The following is an 18,820-nucleotide window of genomic DNA, read 5'->3' as shown; positions in this document are numbered from 1 at the left end:
TTATAATTTCCCATTTGGTAGCCCTCCTTTTTTTATTGTTGCTACCATTTATATCGGCAAAATTAACGCTTTTCTTTAACTTCTTATCCCATCATTATTGATAATTCCCAACCGCACAGGTCGCAAAATTTTAGAATGAATTTATCTCCTTATCTCCATAATCCCCATATCTCCTTTTCTTACACCAAGCAGTGGAGTATAATTTTGTTTTCCCAGGTCGACCTATTTCACAGGTCGAAAAAATTTATTTACAAATGAGGATAAAATTTGATATACTAAAAGTCAAGATGTTATTTTTTATCCTGAAACTTTTTTTATCACTACTTTCGGGTATCCTTTTAATTTTTGCCTTCCCGCCATTTAACCTATCAGGAATGGCGTTTATTGGGTTGGTTCCTTTATTGATAGTTTTAAAGTTAGAACAAGGACGACTAAAAAATTTTATTTTTAGTTTTCTGACAGGGGTGATTTTCTTTGGTGGATTACTTTACTGGATAGCCGGGATAAAACTCTATCTCGTCCCTGCATGGATGTTAAGCATTGGTTGGCTTCTGATTATTTTAACTCTAGGAAGTTACATTGGTTTTTTTGGATTAATCGTTAAATTTCTTGACAATAAAATAAGGCTTTTTAAAGTATTACTTGCCCCTCTGGTTTGGGTAGCAATTGAGTTTATCCGGTCTTTTTTCCCGTTTGGTGGTTTTCCGTGGGGAATATTAGGTTATTCCCAGTATCAAAATCTTATGCTTATTCAAATAGCAGATAAAACAGGTGTTTTTGGCATTTCTTTCTTAATTCTTTTAGTTAATTCAGCCGTGGCGGTAGTTTTACTTCAGTTGCAACGACTCACAGAGGTGAAAACTCAAAGATTAAAATCCCAAAAGCCAATTTTTAGCCATCAATATATCCGAATTCCTTTTGCCTTACCTTTTTGTCTCCTGGTGATTGTTGGGTATTACATTTATGGATTTATGGTGATGCAAAAAGGGTTATCTGTCCCTGATTTAAAGGTAGCTATTATTCAAAGCAATATTGGCATAGAAAAAAGCTGGGATTGGAGTATCAACCAGGAGAAGATTCTTCAAGGTCTAATTCGTCTGACCAGAAAGGCAAAAAATCAACAACCATCTCTGGTTATCTGGACCGAAACCGCCATTCTTGATTCACCTCATCTCCTTACTTCTTTGAGAGAAAGATTATCTTCTCTGGCAAAGGAGATGCGAACATATTTACTTGTTGGCGCACCTCATATTGAGTTTAAAAATACAAAAACCGAATATTACAATAGTGCCTTTTTATTCTCAAATTCAGGGAAAATAATTGAGCTCTACGACAAGATACATCTTGTGCCTTATGGTGAAATGCTTCCTTTAGAAGGTATTCTGCCAATTATGAGAAAGATACTTCCGCAAGCAGGCTATTATTCACCTGGTAAAAAATTAACCGTGTTTCAAAAACCAGCAAGATTTAATGTGCTTATCTGTTATGAGGGGATATTTGGTGATTTGACCCGCAGATTTGTAAAAAATGGGGCAGAGTTTATCGTAAATATTACTAATGATGCCTGGTCGCGGACAGAGGGTTCTTATTATCAACATTTTACGATGGATATATTTCGTGCTGTGGAAAACAAAAGGTATTTTTTAAGAGCAGGTAATACCGGTATATCGGCGATTATTACCCCCTATGGTGAGGTTAAAGAAATTCTGGATATAGGCAAAGAAGGGGTGATTATTTCTAATATCTCTCCGATGAATAAAAGGACATTTTATACAAAATTTGGAGACATATTTGCCTTTAGCTGTCTAATACTATGTGGAGTATTGATATTTGTGGGAAGTGGTCAGAAGATTGGATAATGTAAAAAACATTTGACATTTATCTTTCAATCGAGTATACTTTTAATATCAGGGTTTACCAATCATCAATCACCAACAGTAAGGAGTAAAGATGACAATACTAATAATTGGAGCATCGGGATTTGTTGGCAGTCTTTTGTATGAAATTTTATCAAAAGAGAATGAGGTTATCGGAACATCCTACCCGCAACAGCAAGTAAAGGATGAACTTCAGTATTTAGATATTACCGATAGAGAAGGTGTTGAGCGACTAATTAGAGAAATAAAACCGAGCGTGATTATTCTTGCTGCCGCACTTACTTATGTAGATTATTGCGAAGACCATCAAAAAGAGGCCTTTGAAATAAATGTTTTAGGCACAACAAATGTAGCCTTGATGGCTAAAGAAATTGGGGCAAAACTCGTCTTCTTCTCAACAGAATATGTCTTTGATGGACAAGCAGGACCTTATTCAGAGGTTGATTTGCCCAATCCAATTAGTTATTATGGCAGAACAAAATTAGAGGCAGAAAGGGCAATTATAGATAATTTGCACGATTACCTCATTATTAGAACTACAGTTGTTTATGGCTATGATAGAGATGGTAAAAATTTTATTATGCAACTTATTCGAAAAAACACAAATGGGGAGATAATGAATATCCCGGTAGATCAAATTGGTAGTCCTACATTCAGAGATAATCTGGTAGAGGCAACGATTGAACTGATTCAAAGGGATAAAAGAGGTATCTACAATGTAGTTGGTAGCGAGGTGATGAATAGGTTTGAATTTGCTATTTTGTCAGCAGAGATTTTGGGGTTAAATAAAAGTTTGATAGTTCCTAAAACGACATTAGAACTGGGGCAAAAGGCTCCACGACCACTAAAAGCAGGACTTAAAATTGACAAGGTGCAAAACGAAATAAAAACGAAATTATTATCACCAAAAGAGGGGTTAGAAATATTAAAAACTCGTTACAGTTGTGTTATTTCTTCAACCCGACACGAGGATGTAAAAAGGGATTTCCCAAATCCATCTTTTGCAACTTTAATAAATTTAGATAGTTACGGGGAAAAAGAAATTTTTTAAAAAAAATATAAAAAAACACTTGACAAAAAACAGACGAAGTGTTATACTTATAATCAGAGGAATGTTCCTTGAAAACTGAATAGGAGTTTTAGCCTTAGGGGAAAACAAAAGTAAAAAACAAATTTTTATGGAGAGTTTGATCCTGGCTCAGAATTAACGCTGGCGGCGTGCCTAACACATGCAAGTCGAACGGACTAACATAATAAGGTTTGAGAGTTAGAGCGAAGGGTATTTATATCCGGAACTCCTTATCTTGGACCTTAGGTTAGTTAGTGGCGAACGGGTGAGTAATAAAGAGATAATCTACCTCAAAGACCACGATAACATTTCGAAAGGGATGCTAATAGTGGATATAATTTTTAAGATGCATGTTTTAAAAATGAAAGGTCATTCGCAAGGATAATCACTTTGAGATGAGTTTCTTTCCTATTAGTTAGTTGGTAAGGTAATGGCTTACCAAGACAATGATGGGTAGCCGACCTGAGAGGGTGCTCGGCCACACTGGAACTGAGATACGGTCCAGACTCCTACGGGAGGCAGCAGTGGGGAATCTTGCGCAATGGGCGAAAGCCTGACGCAGCGACGCCGCGTGGGTGATGAAGGTTTTCGGATTGTAAAGCCCTTTCAGATAGGACGAAAAGTAGGGAATTTCTCTACGCTGACGGTACTATCAGAAGAAGCCTCGGCCAACTACGTGCCAGCAGCCGCGGTAATACGTATGAGGCAAGCGTTATTCGGAATCACTGGGCGTAAAGGGCGTGCAGGTGGTAAGATAAGTCAAAGGTGAAATTTTAAAGCTTAACTTTAAAATTGCCTTTGAAACTGCCTTACTTGAGTACAGAAGAGGAGAGCGGAATTCCCGGTGTAGCGGTGAAATGTGTAGATATCGGGAAGAATACCGGTGGCGAAGGCGGCTCTCTGGTCTGATACTGACACTGAGGCGCGAAAGCCAGGGGAGCGAACGGGATTAGATACCCCGGTAGTCCTGGCCTTAAACGGTGACCATTAGGTGTGGGAAGTATCGACCCTTTCCGTGCCGAAGTTAACACATTAAATGGTCCGCCTGGGAAGTACGGCCGCAAGGTTGAAACTCAAAGGAATTGACGGGGGCCCGCACAAGCGGTGGAGTATGTGGTTCAATTCGACGCAACGCGAAGAACCTCACCGGGGCTTGACATGTTGATGGTAATGACCTGAAAGGGAAGTGACCCGGGTTTTCCTGGGAGTCAACACAGGTGCTGCATGGTTGTCGTCAGCTCGTGTCGTGAGATGTTGGGTTAAGTCCCGCAACGAGCGTAACCCTTGCTCTTAGTTGCCATCAGGTTATGCTGGGCACTCTAAGAGGACTGCCAGTGATAAACTGGAGGAAGGTGGGGATGACGTCAAATCCTCATGGCCTTTATGTCCCGGGCTACACACGTACTACAATGGCTGGTACAAAGGGTTGCCAACCCGCGAGGGGGAGCCAATCTCAAAAAGCCAGCCCCAGTTCGGATTGAAGGCTGCAATTCGCCTTCATGAAGTCGGAATCGCTAGTAACCGCGAATCAGCATAGTCGCAGTGAATACGTTCCCGGGCCTTGTACACACCGCCCGTCACACCACGAAAGTCAGTTATACCTGAAGCCGATGGGCTAACCTGCAAAGGAGGCAGTCGTCGAGGGTAAACCTGATAATTGGGGTGAAGTCGTAACAAGGTAGCCGTATCGGAAGGTGCGGCTGGATCACCTCCTTTCTAAGGAGTTTACTCAAATTCCAAAAAAACCCTACGACTTTTATTAACTCCTATTCAGCTTTGAGGGATACAAGATAAAATCAGGAAGAAAAACTGTGCATTTTTATTATAAAAATAGAGCTATGGGCTACAAAGTAAGGTAAGAGATGAAACAAATTGAGAAGAAAATAATAATCCCACACTAAATTGAGTCAATTGAGCAAAAAATCAAAAGATTTCTTCCCACAGATTTTCATTCCAGAAAGATAAATTTAAAATAACTTCTTTGGGCCTATAGCTCAGGTGGTTAGAGCGTACGCCTGATAAGCGTAAGGTCTGTGGTTCGAGACCACATAGGCCCACCACTTTTGGTAAGTGGTAAATGGTTAAAATAGTTACCAATTACCCAAAGAGGGGATGTAGCTCAGTTGGGAGAGCGCCTGGTTTGCAACCAGGAGGCCAGCGGTTCAACCCCGCTCATCTCCACCAAAAATCAGAAGAGGTGTGACAAAAATGGAAAATAAACAAAAAAAAGAAAGAGTTTTGGAAATTGATCCAGAAAAAATAAAGGAAGGAATGTGCGAAATTGTAGCTCTAAATAAAAAAAAATTTTCTGTTTGTAAGGAAGAAGGTAAATTAAAAATATTTCCAATAAGTCAACAGAGGAAAGAATGAAATGACATTTTTAATCTCGTTGTTGAAATTATTGGGAGGTAAGATATTTTGTTAAAAGTAAATATAAAAAGAGAAAAAGTTTCTAAGTCGAGTGAAGTAATAATAGATTCTAAAATTTTCAAAGAAGGAGACATAAAAGAAACAGAAATATGGTGTTGGAAGTGTTTAAAAAATATAAAAGTTATGATTCAATGTAAAGAAGGTAAATTTTTAGTTAAATATATTGGTTGTTCACATTATAGTTAGGAAAGAAGGGAAAAGTAGATTATGTTATTACAGAGAAGAAAGTAAATGGCAACAAAGCCATAAATAATATACGCTCTTTGATAATTAAATATGGGAAACTTGAGCATCTTAAAAAAGAATCAACTTAAAGTGGCATGGTCAAGTTACTAAGGGTCTACGGTGGATGCCTTGGTGTTAGAAGACGATGAAGGACGTGATAAGCTGCGATAAGCCTCGGGGAGTTGCAAATAAACTTTGATCCGGGGATCTCCAAATGGGAAAACCTGGTGAAGGTCATGCTTCATCACTTAGACTTGAATACATAGAGTCTAAGAGAAAACCAGGGGAAGTGAAACATCTCAGTACCCTGAGGAAAAGAAAGAAAAAATTAATCATTAAAAATTTAGTTATGTGTTTTTAAGACTCTGTCTTTTTAACAACAGACTAAATAAATGATTATGTTCGATTCCGTCAGTAGCGGCGAGCGAAAGCGGAAGAGCCTAAACCTGAATTTGCGTTAAAGTCTATACTACTTTGCAAGTTTAGGGGTAAGAGGACTTAAATGGGGTAGAGGTATATTGTAGCACCCGGGAAGTCAAAAATTTATACTATAGCTGAATCACTTTGGAAAAAGTAGTCAGAGAAGGTGATAACCCTGTAAGCGAAATAGTATAAACTTCCTGCGTTTAAGTTCCTGAGTACAACGGGACACGGGAAATCCTGTTGGAATTTGGGAGGACCACCTCCTAAGGCTAAATACTCTCTAACAACCGATAGTGGACAAGTACCGTGAGGGAAAGGTGAAAAGTACTCCAGAAGGAGGATGAAATAGTACCTGAAACCGTATACCTACAAGCTGTGGAAGGGCTATGGCAGGTTTAAAATTGGATTTTGGAGAAAGCTCTTGGGTAACTAAGATTAAGTAACCATTATCTAATCCTGAAATGCCTGACTGCGTGCCTTTTGTATAATGAACCGGCGAGTTACTAAGTGTTGCAAGGTTAAGTGGGAAAAACCATGTAGCCGTAGCGAAAGCAAGTCTGAATAGGGCGATTTATTAGTAGCATTTAGTAGACCCGAAGCTGAGTGATCTATCTATGGCCAGGATGAAGCGTGTTTGACCACACGTGGAGGTCCGAACCTGCGGTCGTTGAAAAGACTTGGGATGAGCTGTGGATAGGAGTGAAAGGCTAATCAAACTCAGTGATAGCTGGTTCTCCCCGAAATGTCTTTAGGGACAGCCTCATAAAGTAAGTAATGGCGGTAGAGCTCTGAATGGGCTATGGGACCCCTCCAGGTTACCAAACTCAATCAAACTCCGAATGCTGTTACTGGTATTATGGGAGTGAGTCTATGGGGGATAAGCCCCATAGTCAAAAGGAAAAGAAACCAGACCATCAGCTGAGGTCCCTAAGTATGAGCTAAGTGGCAAAAGATGTGGAGATACAAAAACAGCCAGGATGTTGGCTTAGAGGCAGCCATCATTTAAAGAGTGCGTAATAGCTCACTGGTCGAGTGTGTCTGCGCTGACAATATAACGGGGCTTAAGCTCATCACCGAAGCTATGGATACAGAAAAGTTTATAGAGTTCATAGAGTTTAGAGAGTTTGTAGAGTTGAAAAACTCAACAAACGCAATTAACTCAAAAATTCAATAAACTTATGTATGGTAGGGGAGCGTTCCATTGTAGAGTGAAGGCAGACCGTGAGGACTGCTGGACGAACTGGAAGTGAGGATGCCGGTATAAGTAGCGAAAAAACGGGTGAGAAACCCGTTCGCCGAAAGCCTAAGGTTTCCTTGGGAAGGTTAATCCGCCCAGGGTAAGTCGGATCCTAAGTTGAGGCTGAAAAGCGTAGGCGATGGGCAATCGGTTAATATTCCGATACCATCTTTTAACCGTTATGAGCGATGGGGTGACGCAGAAGGGTAGGTCATCAGTCGATTGGAAGTGACTGTCTAAGCCTGTAGAGGGACAACTCTGGCAAATCCGAGCTGTTATTAAACCTCAAGAGGTAATCGGGGACTGGAAATTTATTTCCGGGAACTGACCGACCCCACACTGCCAAGAAAAGCCTCTAGTCAGGTTAGAAGGTGTCCGTACTAAAACCGACACAGGTAGGCGAGGTGAGAATCCTAAGGCGCTCGAGAGAACCCTCGTTAAGGAACTCGGCAATCTAACTCCGTAACTTCGGGAAAAGGAGTGCCTGAGTAGTGTAAAAAGATTTACTCTTTGAGCATGAAAAGGTCGCAGAGAAATGGCCCAGGCGACTGTTTACTAAAAACACAGGACTCTGCTAAGTTGTAAGACGATGTATAGGGTCTGACGCCTGCTCGGTGCTGGACGGTTAAGGAGAGAGGTCAGGAGAATAGAGTGAGGAAGTGAAAAAGTGAGGAAGTGACTTATCATGAAATCACTTAATTACTAAATTACCTGTTTTCTAAAGCTTTGAACTGAAGCCCCAGTAAACGGCGGCCGTAACTATAACGGTCCTAAGGTAGCGAAATTCCTTGTCGGGTAAGTTCCGACCTGCATGAATGGCGTAACGATTTGGGCGCTGTCTCAACGAGGGGCTCGGCGAAATTGTAGTATTTGCGAAGATGCAAGTTACCCGCAACTAGACGGAAAGACCCCGTGAACCTTTACTATAACTTGACATTGGATCTGGGTATAGTATGTACAGGATAGGTGGGAGACTTTGAAGCGTGGGCGTTAGTCTGCGTGGAGTCAACCTTGGGATACCACCCTTATTATATTTAGATTCTAACCTACGACTGTGAATCCAGTTGAGGGACAATGTCAGGCGGGTAGTTTAACTGGGGCGGTTGCCTCCTAAAAAGTAACGGAGGCGTCCCAAGGCTTCCTCAATGCGTTTGGCAATCGCATGGAGAGTATAAAGGCACAAGGAAGCTTAACTGCAAGACCTACAAGTCAAGCAGATGTGAAAGCAGGGCTTAATGATCCGGCGATTCTGTGTGGAAGGGTCGTCGCTTATCGGATAAAAGGTACTCCGGGGATAACAGGCTGATCTTGCCCAAGAGTCCATATCGACGGCAGGGTTTGGCACCTCGATGTCGGCTCATCGCATCCTGGGGCTGAAGCAGGTCCCAAGGGTTCGGCTGTTCGCCGATTAAAGCGGTACGTGAGCTGGGTTTAGAACGTCGTGAGACAGTTCGGTCCCTATCTGTTGCGGGCGCAAGATATTTGAGGGGTGCTACTCCTAGTACGAGAGGACCGGAGTGGACGAACCGCTAGTGTACCAGTTGTCATGCCAGTGGCATTGCTGGGTAGCTATGTTCGGAAGGGATAACTGCTGAAAGCATCTAAGCAGGAAACCCACCCCAAGATTAGATATCTCGGACAGATTTCTCTTTGAGTTATCTGTTAGGATCTTTTGATGCTTCTAAAAATCTTTCGAAAAGAAATTCTCGCAAGAGAATTCCCAAGTAGTTAGGTCTTTAGACTTCTTAAGACCACCTGAAGACTCCTGGGAGATGACCAGGTTGATAGGCTGCAAGTGTAAGTAGAGTAATCTATTGAACCCTGATTGTTGAAAAGAAACAAGATTATCTTCGGATGATTAAGTAACTTCGAGACAATCGGGAGCTGAGCAGTACTAATAAGTCGTGCGACTTGACCGTGCTACTTTAAGTTGTTTCTTTTTTGGTAACTATTCAAAGTATAATATACCAAAAATCAAATTGATAAATTACGAATTTAAGAATTACGGATTAAAGATAAAGAATAGAGAATTACAAGGTAAAAGAATTGAGGATTGAAGACTGTAATCTCAAATCCTAAATTCATAATCCATAAAACAGGAACGCTTTTACTTAATAACCGCTATAAGTAAAAAATAAATTTATCTTATAGTTGAAGTTAAAAAAGCATCTAATTTTGAAGGGGAAGGATGCTTTAGGAGGGGGATAATTAAAATGCCTGAAGATATGCTTCTTAAAAGAGAATTTCTAAGAAAGATAGGTGAAAAATGGAAAAAGAGAATAAAGTTTGTACAAGAAGAGGAAATGATATTTGCATATTTTGAAGGGTTGAAAAAGTTTTATGGCATTGGGAAAATAAATCCAAATATAGAAAAGACAAAGGAAGTGGCAGAAAGAATGTTATATGAAGAAGCGTGGGAGTTTTTTAATTCTCTATGGGAAGAAGAAGAAATTTTAGGAGAAGAACCCAAAAGAAACTTAAGAGAATTTAGAACGATGCTTGAAAGAAGATAGTAAATATACTTTATATCAGGCAACAAAAAGAGAAAGTGAGATTTTTTTACAAAAAGGGAGAGGGAGTAATATTATGCCTGAGATGATGTTAATAGAGAATTCATTAAAAAGGATAGGATATAAATTTAAAGGAAAGGAAGCAAGTCTTCTTTTTAAGAAAAGTGATGAAAATGGTGAATCTATTTTAGACAGTGTGAATAATTTTGTTATTAGTGGTCTTAAATTTGAACGGCATAGACCAATCAAAAGTTTTGAAAAAGAGTTCTTAAGTGAAAATATTATGCTTCCTCAAAACACTACACTATTTGAAGCGTTTCTATTAGACACATTATTAGAGTATCAATATGTTGGATATTTAAAGAGGGAAGGCCAAATAAATGATACTCTTCTTTTAACAAAAAGAGATTTCTATACAATATTTTTTGGAACATTAGAAGCAAAGCAAGCTACAAACTTAGAGGGAAAGGAAATTGGATATAAAGTGATGCCGAAGAAAATTGGTAAAATTGGTTTGTCTCTTGATACTCCACTCTTTGAAATTTACTATTCTAATCAAATTTTTAATGAGAAGTATCCTGATTTATATTCTTATTTTCCTTCTATAAGAAGGTGTGATATTATACCTGAAAGAGCCCAGGAGGAATTCTTAAAATTACTCAAGTTATATCCTCAAAGTAATGATGAAAATGAAATGTGTCTAAAAGGATTATTATCAAGTAATATTAAGAAAGATGAATATGAGGGTTTTATTGCTCGAAGAGGAGTTTTTCTGCCAGGAGATAGAGATAGAAGAAGAGGGGAAAGAAAAGATGTCACAGAGAGAAGATCAATAATCATAGAAAAAGATGGTGTGAGAATGGATTGTGAGATAAAAAACATCTCCCTACATTATACCTTTCCAAAGTCACCAGTTAGAGAATGGGTAGGATATGAATTAGTCACAAAAAATTCATTCAGAGAATCATATACGATATTTGATCTTTTTAAGGTTTCGAGGGAGAATACAATTAATTTTGTTGAATTAAGATGGCAAAAAGATAATGAAATGGGATGTTATTGTCCTAGAGAAATCAGGAAAAGGATGGGAAGTTTAGGAAAAGGATAAAGTCTTAGAAAAGACAAACAAAGAGAGACAAAAGAAAAATCTATAAAATGAAAAGAGGAATTTTTTAGCCGAAAATATTGTAAAGGTAGGTGAATATATTTTTTAAATCGTTATCCTATGTAGATTTTTAAAAATAGGAAGATTAAGATGAGAATTGTAAAAGAGATAGAAATAGAAGGGAGAAAGGTAAATGCACTATTTGATACAGGTTCTGTGCATACCTATATTATCAGAGACTTCTTAGAAGGTGTTCCTATTCGTCTGCTATCTGAACCTTATAAAGTAGCATTAGGAGGGAGAGTAATAGAGGTAAAGGAATACTGTGCTGTGGAAGGCAAGATGGAAGGATATGCTTTCGATACAAAGGTAGTTCCAATTGATAACTTAGGAAGAGTGGATGGAAAAGAAATTGATGCACTTATCGGTGCCTTAACTATGGAAGAATGGGAAATAAGCGTGAGCCCGAAAGATGGCGCACTTGATTTATCGGGGCTTAAAAGGAGAGAGTTTACTGAATTTTAGAAATTAATTATGTGGAAGAGAATAGTTATTTATAATTTATCTGTGTTATTACTATCTGGATGTGCAAGTGAGATTTCTATTCTGTCGAAGGAATATAATCAACCTACTATTGCCCAGGAAATTATAGAATTAAAAAAATTAGTAGATGCAGGAACAATTACTAAAGAAGAGTATGAGAAGAAAAAGAATGAATTACTTGCTTTAGACAAGGATAGAGAAGAGAAAATAGAGACGAAAGAAAAACCTATAAAATGAAAATTACAAATGAAAAGAGAAAATTTTTAGCCGAAAATATTGTAAAGGTTGCTGAGTATATCTTTTCAATTGTTATCCTGGGACAGATTATTTCAGGAAAAGTTAATATGTATCTTTTAGTAGGGAGTGGAATAGTATTTATTTTATTATTTGGATGCGCATTATTGATATTCCCTAATAAAGAAGGAGTGTAAAAGGTAAAATGGAAGCCATTCTTATACCAATGTGTATGCTTGTAGTTTTTTTTGGAATAATATCTTTTATAATTTATAGACAGGATAGAATTGAAAAAAAATCCCGGTGATTATGGCAGAGGGGAAACACCCGTTCCCATTCCGAATACGGTCGTTAAGCCCTCTAACGCTGATGGTACTGCACTGGTAACGGTGTGGGAGAGTAAGACATTGCCGGGATTTTTTATTAAAGAAAAGTAATTGTAACTGTTCACCTCAGAGACACAGAGAAAAAAATTAAAATCTATTTACGAGACGCTTAACAAATCTGGTCACAATGTCCTATGTATTTCCATGTCTGCATTAATAATCTTTTATGTTATCTGATTTATTTCCATATCTTCTCTGCGTCTCTGTGTCTCTGCGGTAAATTATCCCCCTGAACGGTTACACATTTTGAGAGAAAAATAAGGAATAATGAACCTCTATCTAATTTTTCACCGAGAATTCCTGCTTACCTAAAAAACTTCTTGCAAAATCTAAAATGGTATGATATAATTAAAACAGAAGGAAGAGTTGGTGGGGTAAAACCTGAGTATGTGTTTAGCGTGTTCTGAATGATCCTAATTTAAGGCGTAACTCTTTGGTAAATAATAGAATACCGATGTAAAATATCCCACGAAGCGCTTAATGCAAATATCAAAAATGTAAAAATCAAAAGGACAAAGCAAAATGCAAAAATACTTGTCAGGCAATAAATTAAATACGAAGTTAAGATTTTTGATATTTGATATGTCATTTTGCATTTTAATATTTAATTTTTGATTTTGTATTACACAATTTGTTATGTTTGAAGTGGTTTTGCACTAAGTCAGTACCATTCATTTGTGCTCTCTGACCACGCTAAACAGGTACTAATGTCTTACCCCTAATAGATATTAAGATGATAAACACAATTGCCCTTTTTATTAACCCAAATCGAAAAGAGGCTCCAAATGTCCTTGAAGAATTAAGGTTGTGGCTGTCGCAAGAAGGTAAATATAATTTACTTATGGAAAAAACGATTGCCCGGCGATTAAACCAGAAAGATTTAGGAGTCTCAGATGCAACCTTAAAAACTGCAGACCTGGTTATTGCCTTAGGTGGCGATGGCACAATGCTCCATGCAGTTAAGGTTATGGGTGAAAAAGAAATCCCGATTGTTGGGGTAAACTTTGGCGGATTGGGATTTCTTACAGAAATTACACAACAAGAATTATATTCCTCGCTTAAAGATGTCCTGAAAGGTAAATTCACCATTGAAGAACGAATGCTGTTATTGGCTAAAGTTAAAAAATTATCTTATCAGGCATTAAATGATGTCGTGATTACCAAAGGGACTTTAGCCCGGGTTATTTCCTTAAAGGTTCTGATTGATACAGAATATCTGACAACATATCAAGGGGATGGGATAATTGTGGCAACACCAACAGGTTCTACCGCCTATTCATTATCTGCGGGCGGTCCTATTGTTATCCCTGAAATGAAGACAATTATCATTACACCTATCTGTCCCCATACCTTATCGGTTCGACCAATGGTCATACCTCATCTTTCTAAAATCACTATTGTTGTAGAATCAGATGAGGAAGAGATTATGCTGACTATTGATGGACAACAAGGAGTGAAACTTAATCCGCAAGATGAGATTGAGATAACATCTGCCAAACAGATAATAAAATTGGTTAAGCCAAAAAAGAGAAGTTTTTATGAAGTGTTGCAGACTAAATTAAAATGGGAAGGAAGGATTAGAAAGTGAGATGAGAGAGGATTCTTCACAATTATGGGAAGAAGCTCTGGTCAGATTAAAAGTAGGTGAAGAAAAGATAAAATTAGCCACAACGATGTGGAAAATGGGGAATTATGCGGAGGCAATGATGAAGGTGCATCATGCGGTCTATCATAGTGCCAGAGCCATACTCTACGCTAAACAAATAGAACCGGATACTGATTCACAGCCAATTGAAGAATTTGGGTTAAATTTCTTGCAATCAGGGATTATTGATAAAAAAGATGTTAAACCATATCTTACTTTTAAAAAGTTACATGATGATGGAAGGATTTTTAACTCAGATAAAGAAAAGGCACTGCATATGTTAAATGATGCCCAACAATTTATCAAGGGTGTTCAAAAATATATTAAAAAGGAAATAAAAAGGAGGAAACAATGCCAGAGTTAAGAAAAGACCCGGTTATTGGTAGATGGGTAATAATTGCGACGGAGCGCGCACAACGACCATCTGATTTTCATGTCCCAGAAGGAGAGTTCACAATAAATAGTGGAAGATGTCCATTTTGTGAAGGAAATGAGGCACTAACTCCACCGGAAATACTTTGTCTGCGTGAACGAGGCACTGCACCAAATACACCAGGTTGGTGGGTGAGAACTATTCCGAATAAATTCCCTGCATTACGCATAGAAGGAGAGTTAAATAGGCAGGGTGAGGGAATATATGATATGATGAATGGCGTAGGGGCACATGAGATAGTAATTGAAACACCAAACCATCATAAAAGTTTAGAGGACTTAGAAACTGATTATGTTGAAAAGGTGCTTTTGAGTTATCGGGAGAGAATGATTGATTTGAAAAAGGATGCTCGATTTAAATATATACTCGTCTTTAGAAATCATCGCAGTAGTGCTGGGGCAAGCTTAGACCATCCCCATTCTCAATTAATTGCCACACCCATTGTTCCAAAACGCGTGAAGGAAGAACTTAGAGGTGCTTTAAGCTATTATAATTTCAAGGATAGGTGTGTTTTTTGTGACATTGTTCATCAGGAAATAAGAGATAATGTGCGATTGGTAATGGAGAACGAACATTTCATTACCTTTTCTCCCTATGCCTCCAGATTTCCGTATGAAATTTGTATCCTTCCTAAGGTCCATTGTGCGTCTTATGAAACTATTAATAAAGAACAAATCCCAGCATTAGCCCAGATTCTAAAATTCTCCTTGCTAAAATTAAAGAAATTATTGAACGACCCTCCATATAATTATATAATTCATACAACACCTTTTTCCCTTCCAGGTAATTTAAAAGATTATCACTGGCACATTGAGGTTATTCCCAGAATTACCCATGTGGCTGGATTTGAGTGGGGCACAGGATTTTATATCAATACCGTTATCCCTGAAGACGCCGCAAAGAATCTAAGGGAAATAAAAGAATGAATAAAAATCTTATTGTAGGGTTGACCGGCGGATTTGCTACCGGAAAAACTACTGTTACCAAAATATTTCAATCCCTTGGGGCAGTAATTATCGATGCCGATAAAATAGCCAGAGAGGTTGTTGCCCCAAATTCTCCAGTCTGGCAAAATCTAAAGGAATACTTTGGGGCAAAAATTCTAAATAAGGATTTAACACTTAATCGAACCAGACTCGCTGATTTGGCTTTTAACAATGAGACTTATCTACGAAAATTAAACGAAATCACTCATCCCCCTATTATCCAGAAAATAAAAGAAGAAATAGAAAGGATACAAAATACCACACCAAATAAAATAATCATTATCAATGCCCCGTTACTTATCGAGGCAAACATGGTTTCGCTGGTAAATAAGATAATAGTTGTCACGGCATCAGAGGCAACACAAATTAAGCGGGGGATGAAACGGGATAATTTAGAGATAGATGGGGCTAAAAAGAGAATTTTTGCCCAATTACCTCTTTCCGAAAAGGTTAGATTAACGGATTTTGTGATTGATACTGACTGCTCTAAAAAAAGGGTGGCAGAAAAGGTGAAAATGGTGTGGGAAGAACTAAATGCGCGGTCACTAACTCAATTTTAATCGGTATGGTTAATCTAACCGTATATGTTTAGCGTGCTACAGCGTTCTGCAAAATAGGATTTGGGGGAGACAACAAATAAATATTAAATATCAAAATGCAAAATTACAAATCAAATTTCAAGTTTATAGTTTATAGTTGATAGTTTATTATAGACCATAAACTATCAACTATAAACTATAAACTATAAACGAGTTTTGCATTTTGAACTTTGGAGGAAATTGATAAAAATAGAGGTTTTAAATACCTGCTTAAAAACTACAGTTTCCTGGTTTTGCAAAACTCTATTAGCGTGCTACAGTGTGGAGGATTCTGTAAGATTTAATGTATTCCGCAAGATTTTACCGCAGATGAAACGCAGAAATAAAGGGATTCGTGATTGGGGTTTCGGGATTCGGAAATAAAAAAATCCCCTAACCCCGAAATCCAAACCCCAATTTTCAGAGAAAACGCTTTATGTCCACAGAAAGTGAACACGAGGAGAATGAAAATATGGAGTGCATCATCCGTGATGATGCAATAATAACACGGTCATTGCACTCCAAATCTATTTTTAGAAAAAAATCTGTGTCCTCTGCGGTAAAATCTTGCGGATATTTTCAGGAGGAACACATCCATTGGTATATTAATTATCTGGTATTAACCTCTTTCTGTATAACACCCCAAAAAGTATGATTAGCCAGTTGAATTATACAAAAGTTGTCGTTTTGTCAATACTTTTCTTGACAATTTGAGGCAATTGTGATAAAGTAGGACAAAATACAGAAAAACTGTATAATAACTTGTTAGACTAAAAGAGATTAAACCATGAAGGGCAGGGAGAACACGAAGTGAAATTTGATGAAATATCTAATAAAGTTAGCAAATATTAAAGTTGGCTTGTTGATAAATTTCAATGTGGAAAGATTGAAAGAAGGCATAAAGAGATTTGTTCTGTAACATCTTCGTGTCCTTCGTGCTCTTCGTGGTGAATAGTTACTATTGACCTAACAATTCGTTGCAGCGGACGGCGGGAGACTGTGCCGTGATTGAAAGTTTTGTAGTATCTCAAGGGGTAATCATGTTTACAAAGTTTAGTGGCAATTCTCCCCGCCGCCGCTGAATTCAGTGTTAGGTTTCTCAGAGAGAATAAAATGAAAGAAATTGTGGCCAATCAAAATTTGGTAGCATATTGTGGTCTTTATTGTGGTGACTGCGGGGCGTATCTTAGAGATAAATGCCCAGCTTGCCACGATAACCAAAAAGCGTCATGGTGCAAAATTAGATCATGCTGTATTGAGAATCAATACTCATCATGTGCTGACTGTAAAGAATTTACGAATCCTAATGAGTGCAAAAAGTTTAACAATATTTTTTCTAAAATCTTCGGTTTAATATTCAAATCTGACAGAGCATCATGTATTCAACAAATTCGTGAAATGGGAATACAAGGGCATGCTGAAAATATGGCTCAATATAAGCGTCAATCAATTAAAAGAAAAAAGTGAGACGAAGAAATGGCTAAAACAAAATGGAAATTACCTGCTGTAGGTAAATGCTTCGAGCATTTAGGAGGAAAACTTGCACCTATATTATTCAAACGCTTAATCGAAATGGAATGGATAAGCCCAAAAGAAGGTAAAAAGACAGTATTTGATGTTACAGAAAAAGGCAAAAAAGGATTCAAAGAAATATTTGATATTGATACTTCACAAATAGACTTATAATACCTCCTAACAAATTGTTGGAGCGGACGTGCTAACGCACGCCGCTCAACTCTATCATTAGACGGTTTAAGTTGAGAGCGTTACATAGGGTTTCCAACAATATCCACAGTTTAAGAAATCATTTAACATATCCAGTGGACTTTGTACTCCCATCCCACCTTTATTGATAACATGTGTATAAATCATTGTAGTGGATACATCCTTATGACCAAGCAATTCCTGTACTGTTCGGATATCATACCCTGCCTCCAGTAAGTGTGTAGCAAAGCTATGTCGAAATGTATGAGGGCTAACTGGTTTTGAAAGACCAACTGCACGAGCAGTACTATAGATTGCTCTTTGCAGCCCACTTTCATTAACATGATGCCGACGCATCTTGTCACTACGCGGGTCTTTAGATATCTTCTTTGATGGGAAAACATATTGCCAACCCCATTCTTTACCTGCATTAGGATATTTCCGCTCTAACGCAAAAGGCAGATGTACCTCTCCAACACCATTCTTGAGGTTTTGTTCATGCAATACCTTAACCCGTTTTAGATGTTCTGATAGCAATGGTTTTAAACTTTCCGGTAGCATAGTTACTCTATAGCAGTTATTATTCAAAACTTTACTTAGAATTAAATTTTCTACCAATATATCGTTCCTACGGAACTGATTGATTTGTCTATCTATTCCTACCGATATTATGTTCCTAACGGAACGATTATTCTCATGCCTTATTTATGGGTATTATCCTATGTAAACTTCCAGTTAATAACCGCTCTATCCTTCATCCCTTTTCCATCTCGCACAATCACTTGATTCCGGGCAAAATCAATATCCTTAACTCGCAAACGGATACATTCCATAAGTCGTAGTCCACAACCATAAATGAGCTTTGCCATCAACCCATAGGTACCTGAGATTACTGATAAAACACGATTTACTTCTGCCTTATCCATCACTACCGGTAGCCTCTCTGGTTTCTTAGCTCGCTCTATATGACCAAAGTCACCCAATTCAATTTCAAGAACATGTTTATAGAGGAAGACAATAGCATTAAGAGCTTGATTTTGTGTACTTGCAGAAACATTCTGTTTAGTTGCCAGGTAAGAAAGATACTGCGAAATTTCCTTCTCTCCCATATATTTTGGATGCTTTTTGTTATGAAAAAGTACAAATCGCTTTACCCACTCTACATAAGTTTGTTCAGTACGAATTGAGTAATGTTTTTTCCGCATAACATCACTAACTTGTTCCAGAAGATTCATCTGATATCCTCACTTTCAGTATTTTCTAAATTCAATATTATAATAATAATACACTATTTATGGGATAATTGCAAGAAAAAAATTTATAATGCAGTAAAATAAAAACCGCTAATAGGCAGTATAATACCAGGATGTTATTTTTCAGTATTTTCTAATTTTGATATTAAAATTTTTCTTGACAGAATATTTTATTTATGCTA

16 protein-coding genes, 2 tRNA genes, 3 rRNA genes and 2 pseudogenes are annotated in these 18,820 nt (G+C 37.8%); 21 read left to right on the top strand and 2 right to left on the bottom strand.

Translation table 11 applies throughout. The annotated features are described in order from the left end of the window. Window positions 1–254 precede the first annotated feature (254 nt). The 21 genes and pseudogenes from lnt to AB1422_07465 all read left to right on the top strand — a co-directional run bounded on the left by lnt (window position 255) and on the right by AB1422_07465 (window position 17,367). Window positions 255–1,859 (top strand): apolipoprotein N-acyltransferase, encoded by a 1,605-nt coding sequence (gene lnt, locus AB1422_07565; protein ID MEW6619178.1) that lies wholly within the window; start codon window positions 255–257, stop codon window positions 1,857–1,859. 91 nt (window positions 1,860–1,950) lie between these two features. Next, on the top strand, window positions 1,951–2,928 hold the full coding sequence (gene rfbD / locus AB1422_07560; GenBank protein ID MEW6619177.1) for a dTDP-4-dehydrorhamnose reductase: 978 nt from the start codon (window positions 1,951–1,953) through the stop codon (window positions 2,926–2,928). A 124-nt stretch (window positions 2,929–3,052) separates the two neighbouring features. Continuing rightward, a 16S ribosomal RNA gene (locus AB1422_07555) occupies window positions 3,053–4,662 on the top strand. Window positions 4,663–4,929: 267 nt separating this feature from the next. After that, window positions 4,930–5,006, top strand: a tRNA-Ile gene (locus tag AB1422_07550). Between the two features lie 48 nt (window positions 5,007–5,054). Further along, a tRNA-Ala gene (locus AB1422_07545) sits at window positions 5,055–5,130 on the top strand. A 24-nt stretch (window positions 5,131–5,154) separates the two neighbouring features. Continuing rightward, complete coding sequence (locus tag AB1422_07540; GenBank protein ID MEW6619176.1) at window positions 5,155–5,316, top strand: hypothetical protein; 162 nt, start codon at window positions 5,155–5,157, stop codon at window positions 5,314–5,316. Window positions 5,317–5,364: 48 nt separating this feature from the next. Beyond that, window positions 5,365–5,562 (top strand): hypothetical protein, encoded by a 198-nt coding sequence (locus AB1422_07535; GenBank protein MEW6619175.1) that lies wholly within the window; start codon window positions 5,365–5,367, stop codon window positions 5,560–5,562. A gap of 136 nt (window positions 5,563–5,698) precedes the next feature. Continuing rightward, a 23S ribosomal RNA gene (locus tag AB1422_07530) occupies window positions 5,699–9,180 on the top strand. The 16S and 23S rRNA genes sit together here with 2 tRNA genes alongside, the layout of an rRNA operon. Window positions 9,181–9,474: 294 nt before the next feature. Then, window positions 9,475–9,774: a hypothetical protein gene (locus tag AB1422_07525; protein ID MEW6619174.1), complete on the top strand. Its 300-nt coding sequence runs from the start codon at window positions 9,475–9,477 to the stop codon at window positions 9,772–9,774. Then, a complete protein-coding gene (locus tag AB1422_07520; protein ID MEW6619173.1) occupies window positions 9,761–10,879 on the top strand; it encodes a hypothetical protein in 1,119 nt (372 codons plus the stop codon). Before AB1422_07525 ends, AB1422_07520 begins: the two co-directional genes overlap by 14 nt. A gap of 147 nt (window positions 10,880–11,026) precedes the next feature. Continuing rightward, the gene (locus AB1422_07515) at window positions 11,027–11,401 is read left to right on the top strand and encodes an aspartyl protease family protein (protein ID MEW6619172.1); all 375 of its coding nucleotides are present in this window, start codon (window positions 11,027–11,029) and stop codon (window positions 11,399–11,401) included. 9 nt (window positions 11,402–11,410) lie between these two features. Further along, window positions 11,411–11,656, top strand: coding sequence for an SHOCT domain-containing protein (locus AB1422_07510; GenBank protein ID MEW6619171.1), 246 nt, complete (start codon window positions 11,411–11,413; stop codon window positions 11,654–11,656). Then, window positions 11,653–11,850 (top strand): hypothetical protein, encoded by a 198-nt coding sequence (locus tag AB1422_07505; GenBank protein MEW6619170.1) that lies wholly within the window; start codon window positions 11,653–11,655, stop codon window positions 11,848–11,850. Before AB1422_07510 ends, AB1422_07505 begins: the two co-directional genes overlap by 4 nt. A 102-nt stretch (window positions 11,851–11,952) precedes the next feature. Next, a 5S ribosomal RNA gene (rrf, locus tag AB1422_07500) occupies window positions 11,953–12,069 on the top strand. Between the two features lie 703 nt (window positions 12,070–12,772). Further along, window positions 12,773–13,627, top strand: coding sequence for an NAD(+)/NADH kinase (locus AB1422_07495; GenBank protein MEW6619169.1), 855 nt, complete (start codon window positions 12,773–12,775; stop codon window positions 13,625–13,627). A gap of 1 nt (window position 13,628) precedes the next feature. Then, complete coding sequence (locus AB1422_07490) at window positions 13,629–14,048, top strand: HEPN domain-containing protein (protein ID MEW6619168.1); 420 nt, start codon at window positions 13,629–13,631, stop codon at window positions 14,046–14,048. After that, on the top strand, window positions 14,036–15,043 hold the full coding sequence (gene galT, locus AB1422_07485; GenBank protein ID MEW6619167.1) for a galactose-1-phosphate uridylyltransferase: 1,008 nt from the start codon (window positions 14,036–14,038) through the stop codon (window positions 15,041–15,043). The genes AB1422_07490 and galT overlap by 13 nt, the downstream gene beginning before the upstream one ends. After that, window positions 15,040–15,663 (top strand): dephospho-CoA kinase, encoded by a 624-nt coding sequence (coaE, locus tag AB1422_07480; protein MEW6619166.1) that lies wholly within the window; start codon window positions 15,040–15,042, stop codon window positions 15,661–15,663. Before galT ends, coaE begins: the two co-directional genes overlap by 4 nt. 835 nt (window positions 15,664–16,498) lie before the next feature. Continuing rightward, window positions 16,499–16,600, top strand: a pseudogene (locus tag AB1422_07475) (GxxExxY protein). Window positions 16,601–16,794: 194 nt separating this feature from the next. Then, window positions 16,795–17,148 (top strand): DUF3795 domain-containing protein, encoded by a 354-nt coding sequence (locus AB1422_07470; protein MEW6619165.1) that lies wholly within the window; start codon window positions 16,795–16,797, stop codon window positions 17,146–17,148. 9 nt (window positions 17,149–17,157) lie between these two features. Next, complete coding sequence (locus tag AB1422_07465; GenBank protein MEW6619164.1) at window positions 17,158–17,367, top strand: hypothetical protein; 210 nt, start codon at window positions 17,158–17,160, stop codon at window positions 17,365–17,367. Between the two features lie 66 nt (window positions 17,368–17,433). Here AB1422_07465 and AB1422_07460 read toward each other — a convergent pair. After that, window positions 17,434–17,955, bottom strand: a pseudogene (locus AB1422_07460) (tyrosine-type recombinase/integrase). A 149-nt stretch (window positions 17,956–18,104) separates the two neighbouring features. Beyond that, window positions 18,105–18,620, bottom strand: a complete 516-nt coding sequence (locus AB1422_07455; protein ID MEW6619163.1) for a phage integrase N-terminal SAM-like domain-containing protein — start codon at window positions 18,618–18,620, stop codon at window positions 18,105–18,107. Between the last annotated feature and the right edge of the window lie 200 nt (window positions 18,621–18,820).

This window comes from bacterium, assembly GCA_040757115.1.
In the GTDB taxonomy this organism is placed as follows: domain Bacteria; phylum UBA9089; class CG2-30-40-21; order CG2-30-40-21; family SBAY01; genus JBFLXS01.
This window is presented reverse-complemented; position numbering and strand designations above follow the sequence as displayed.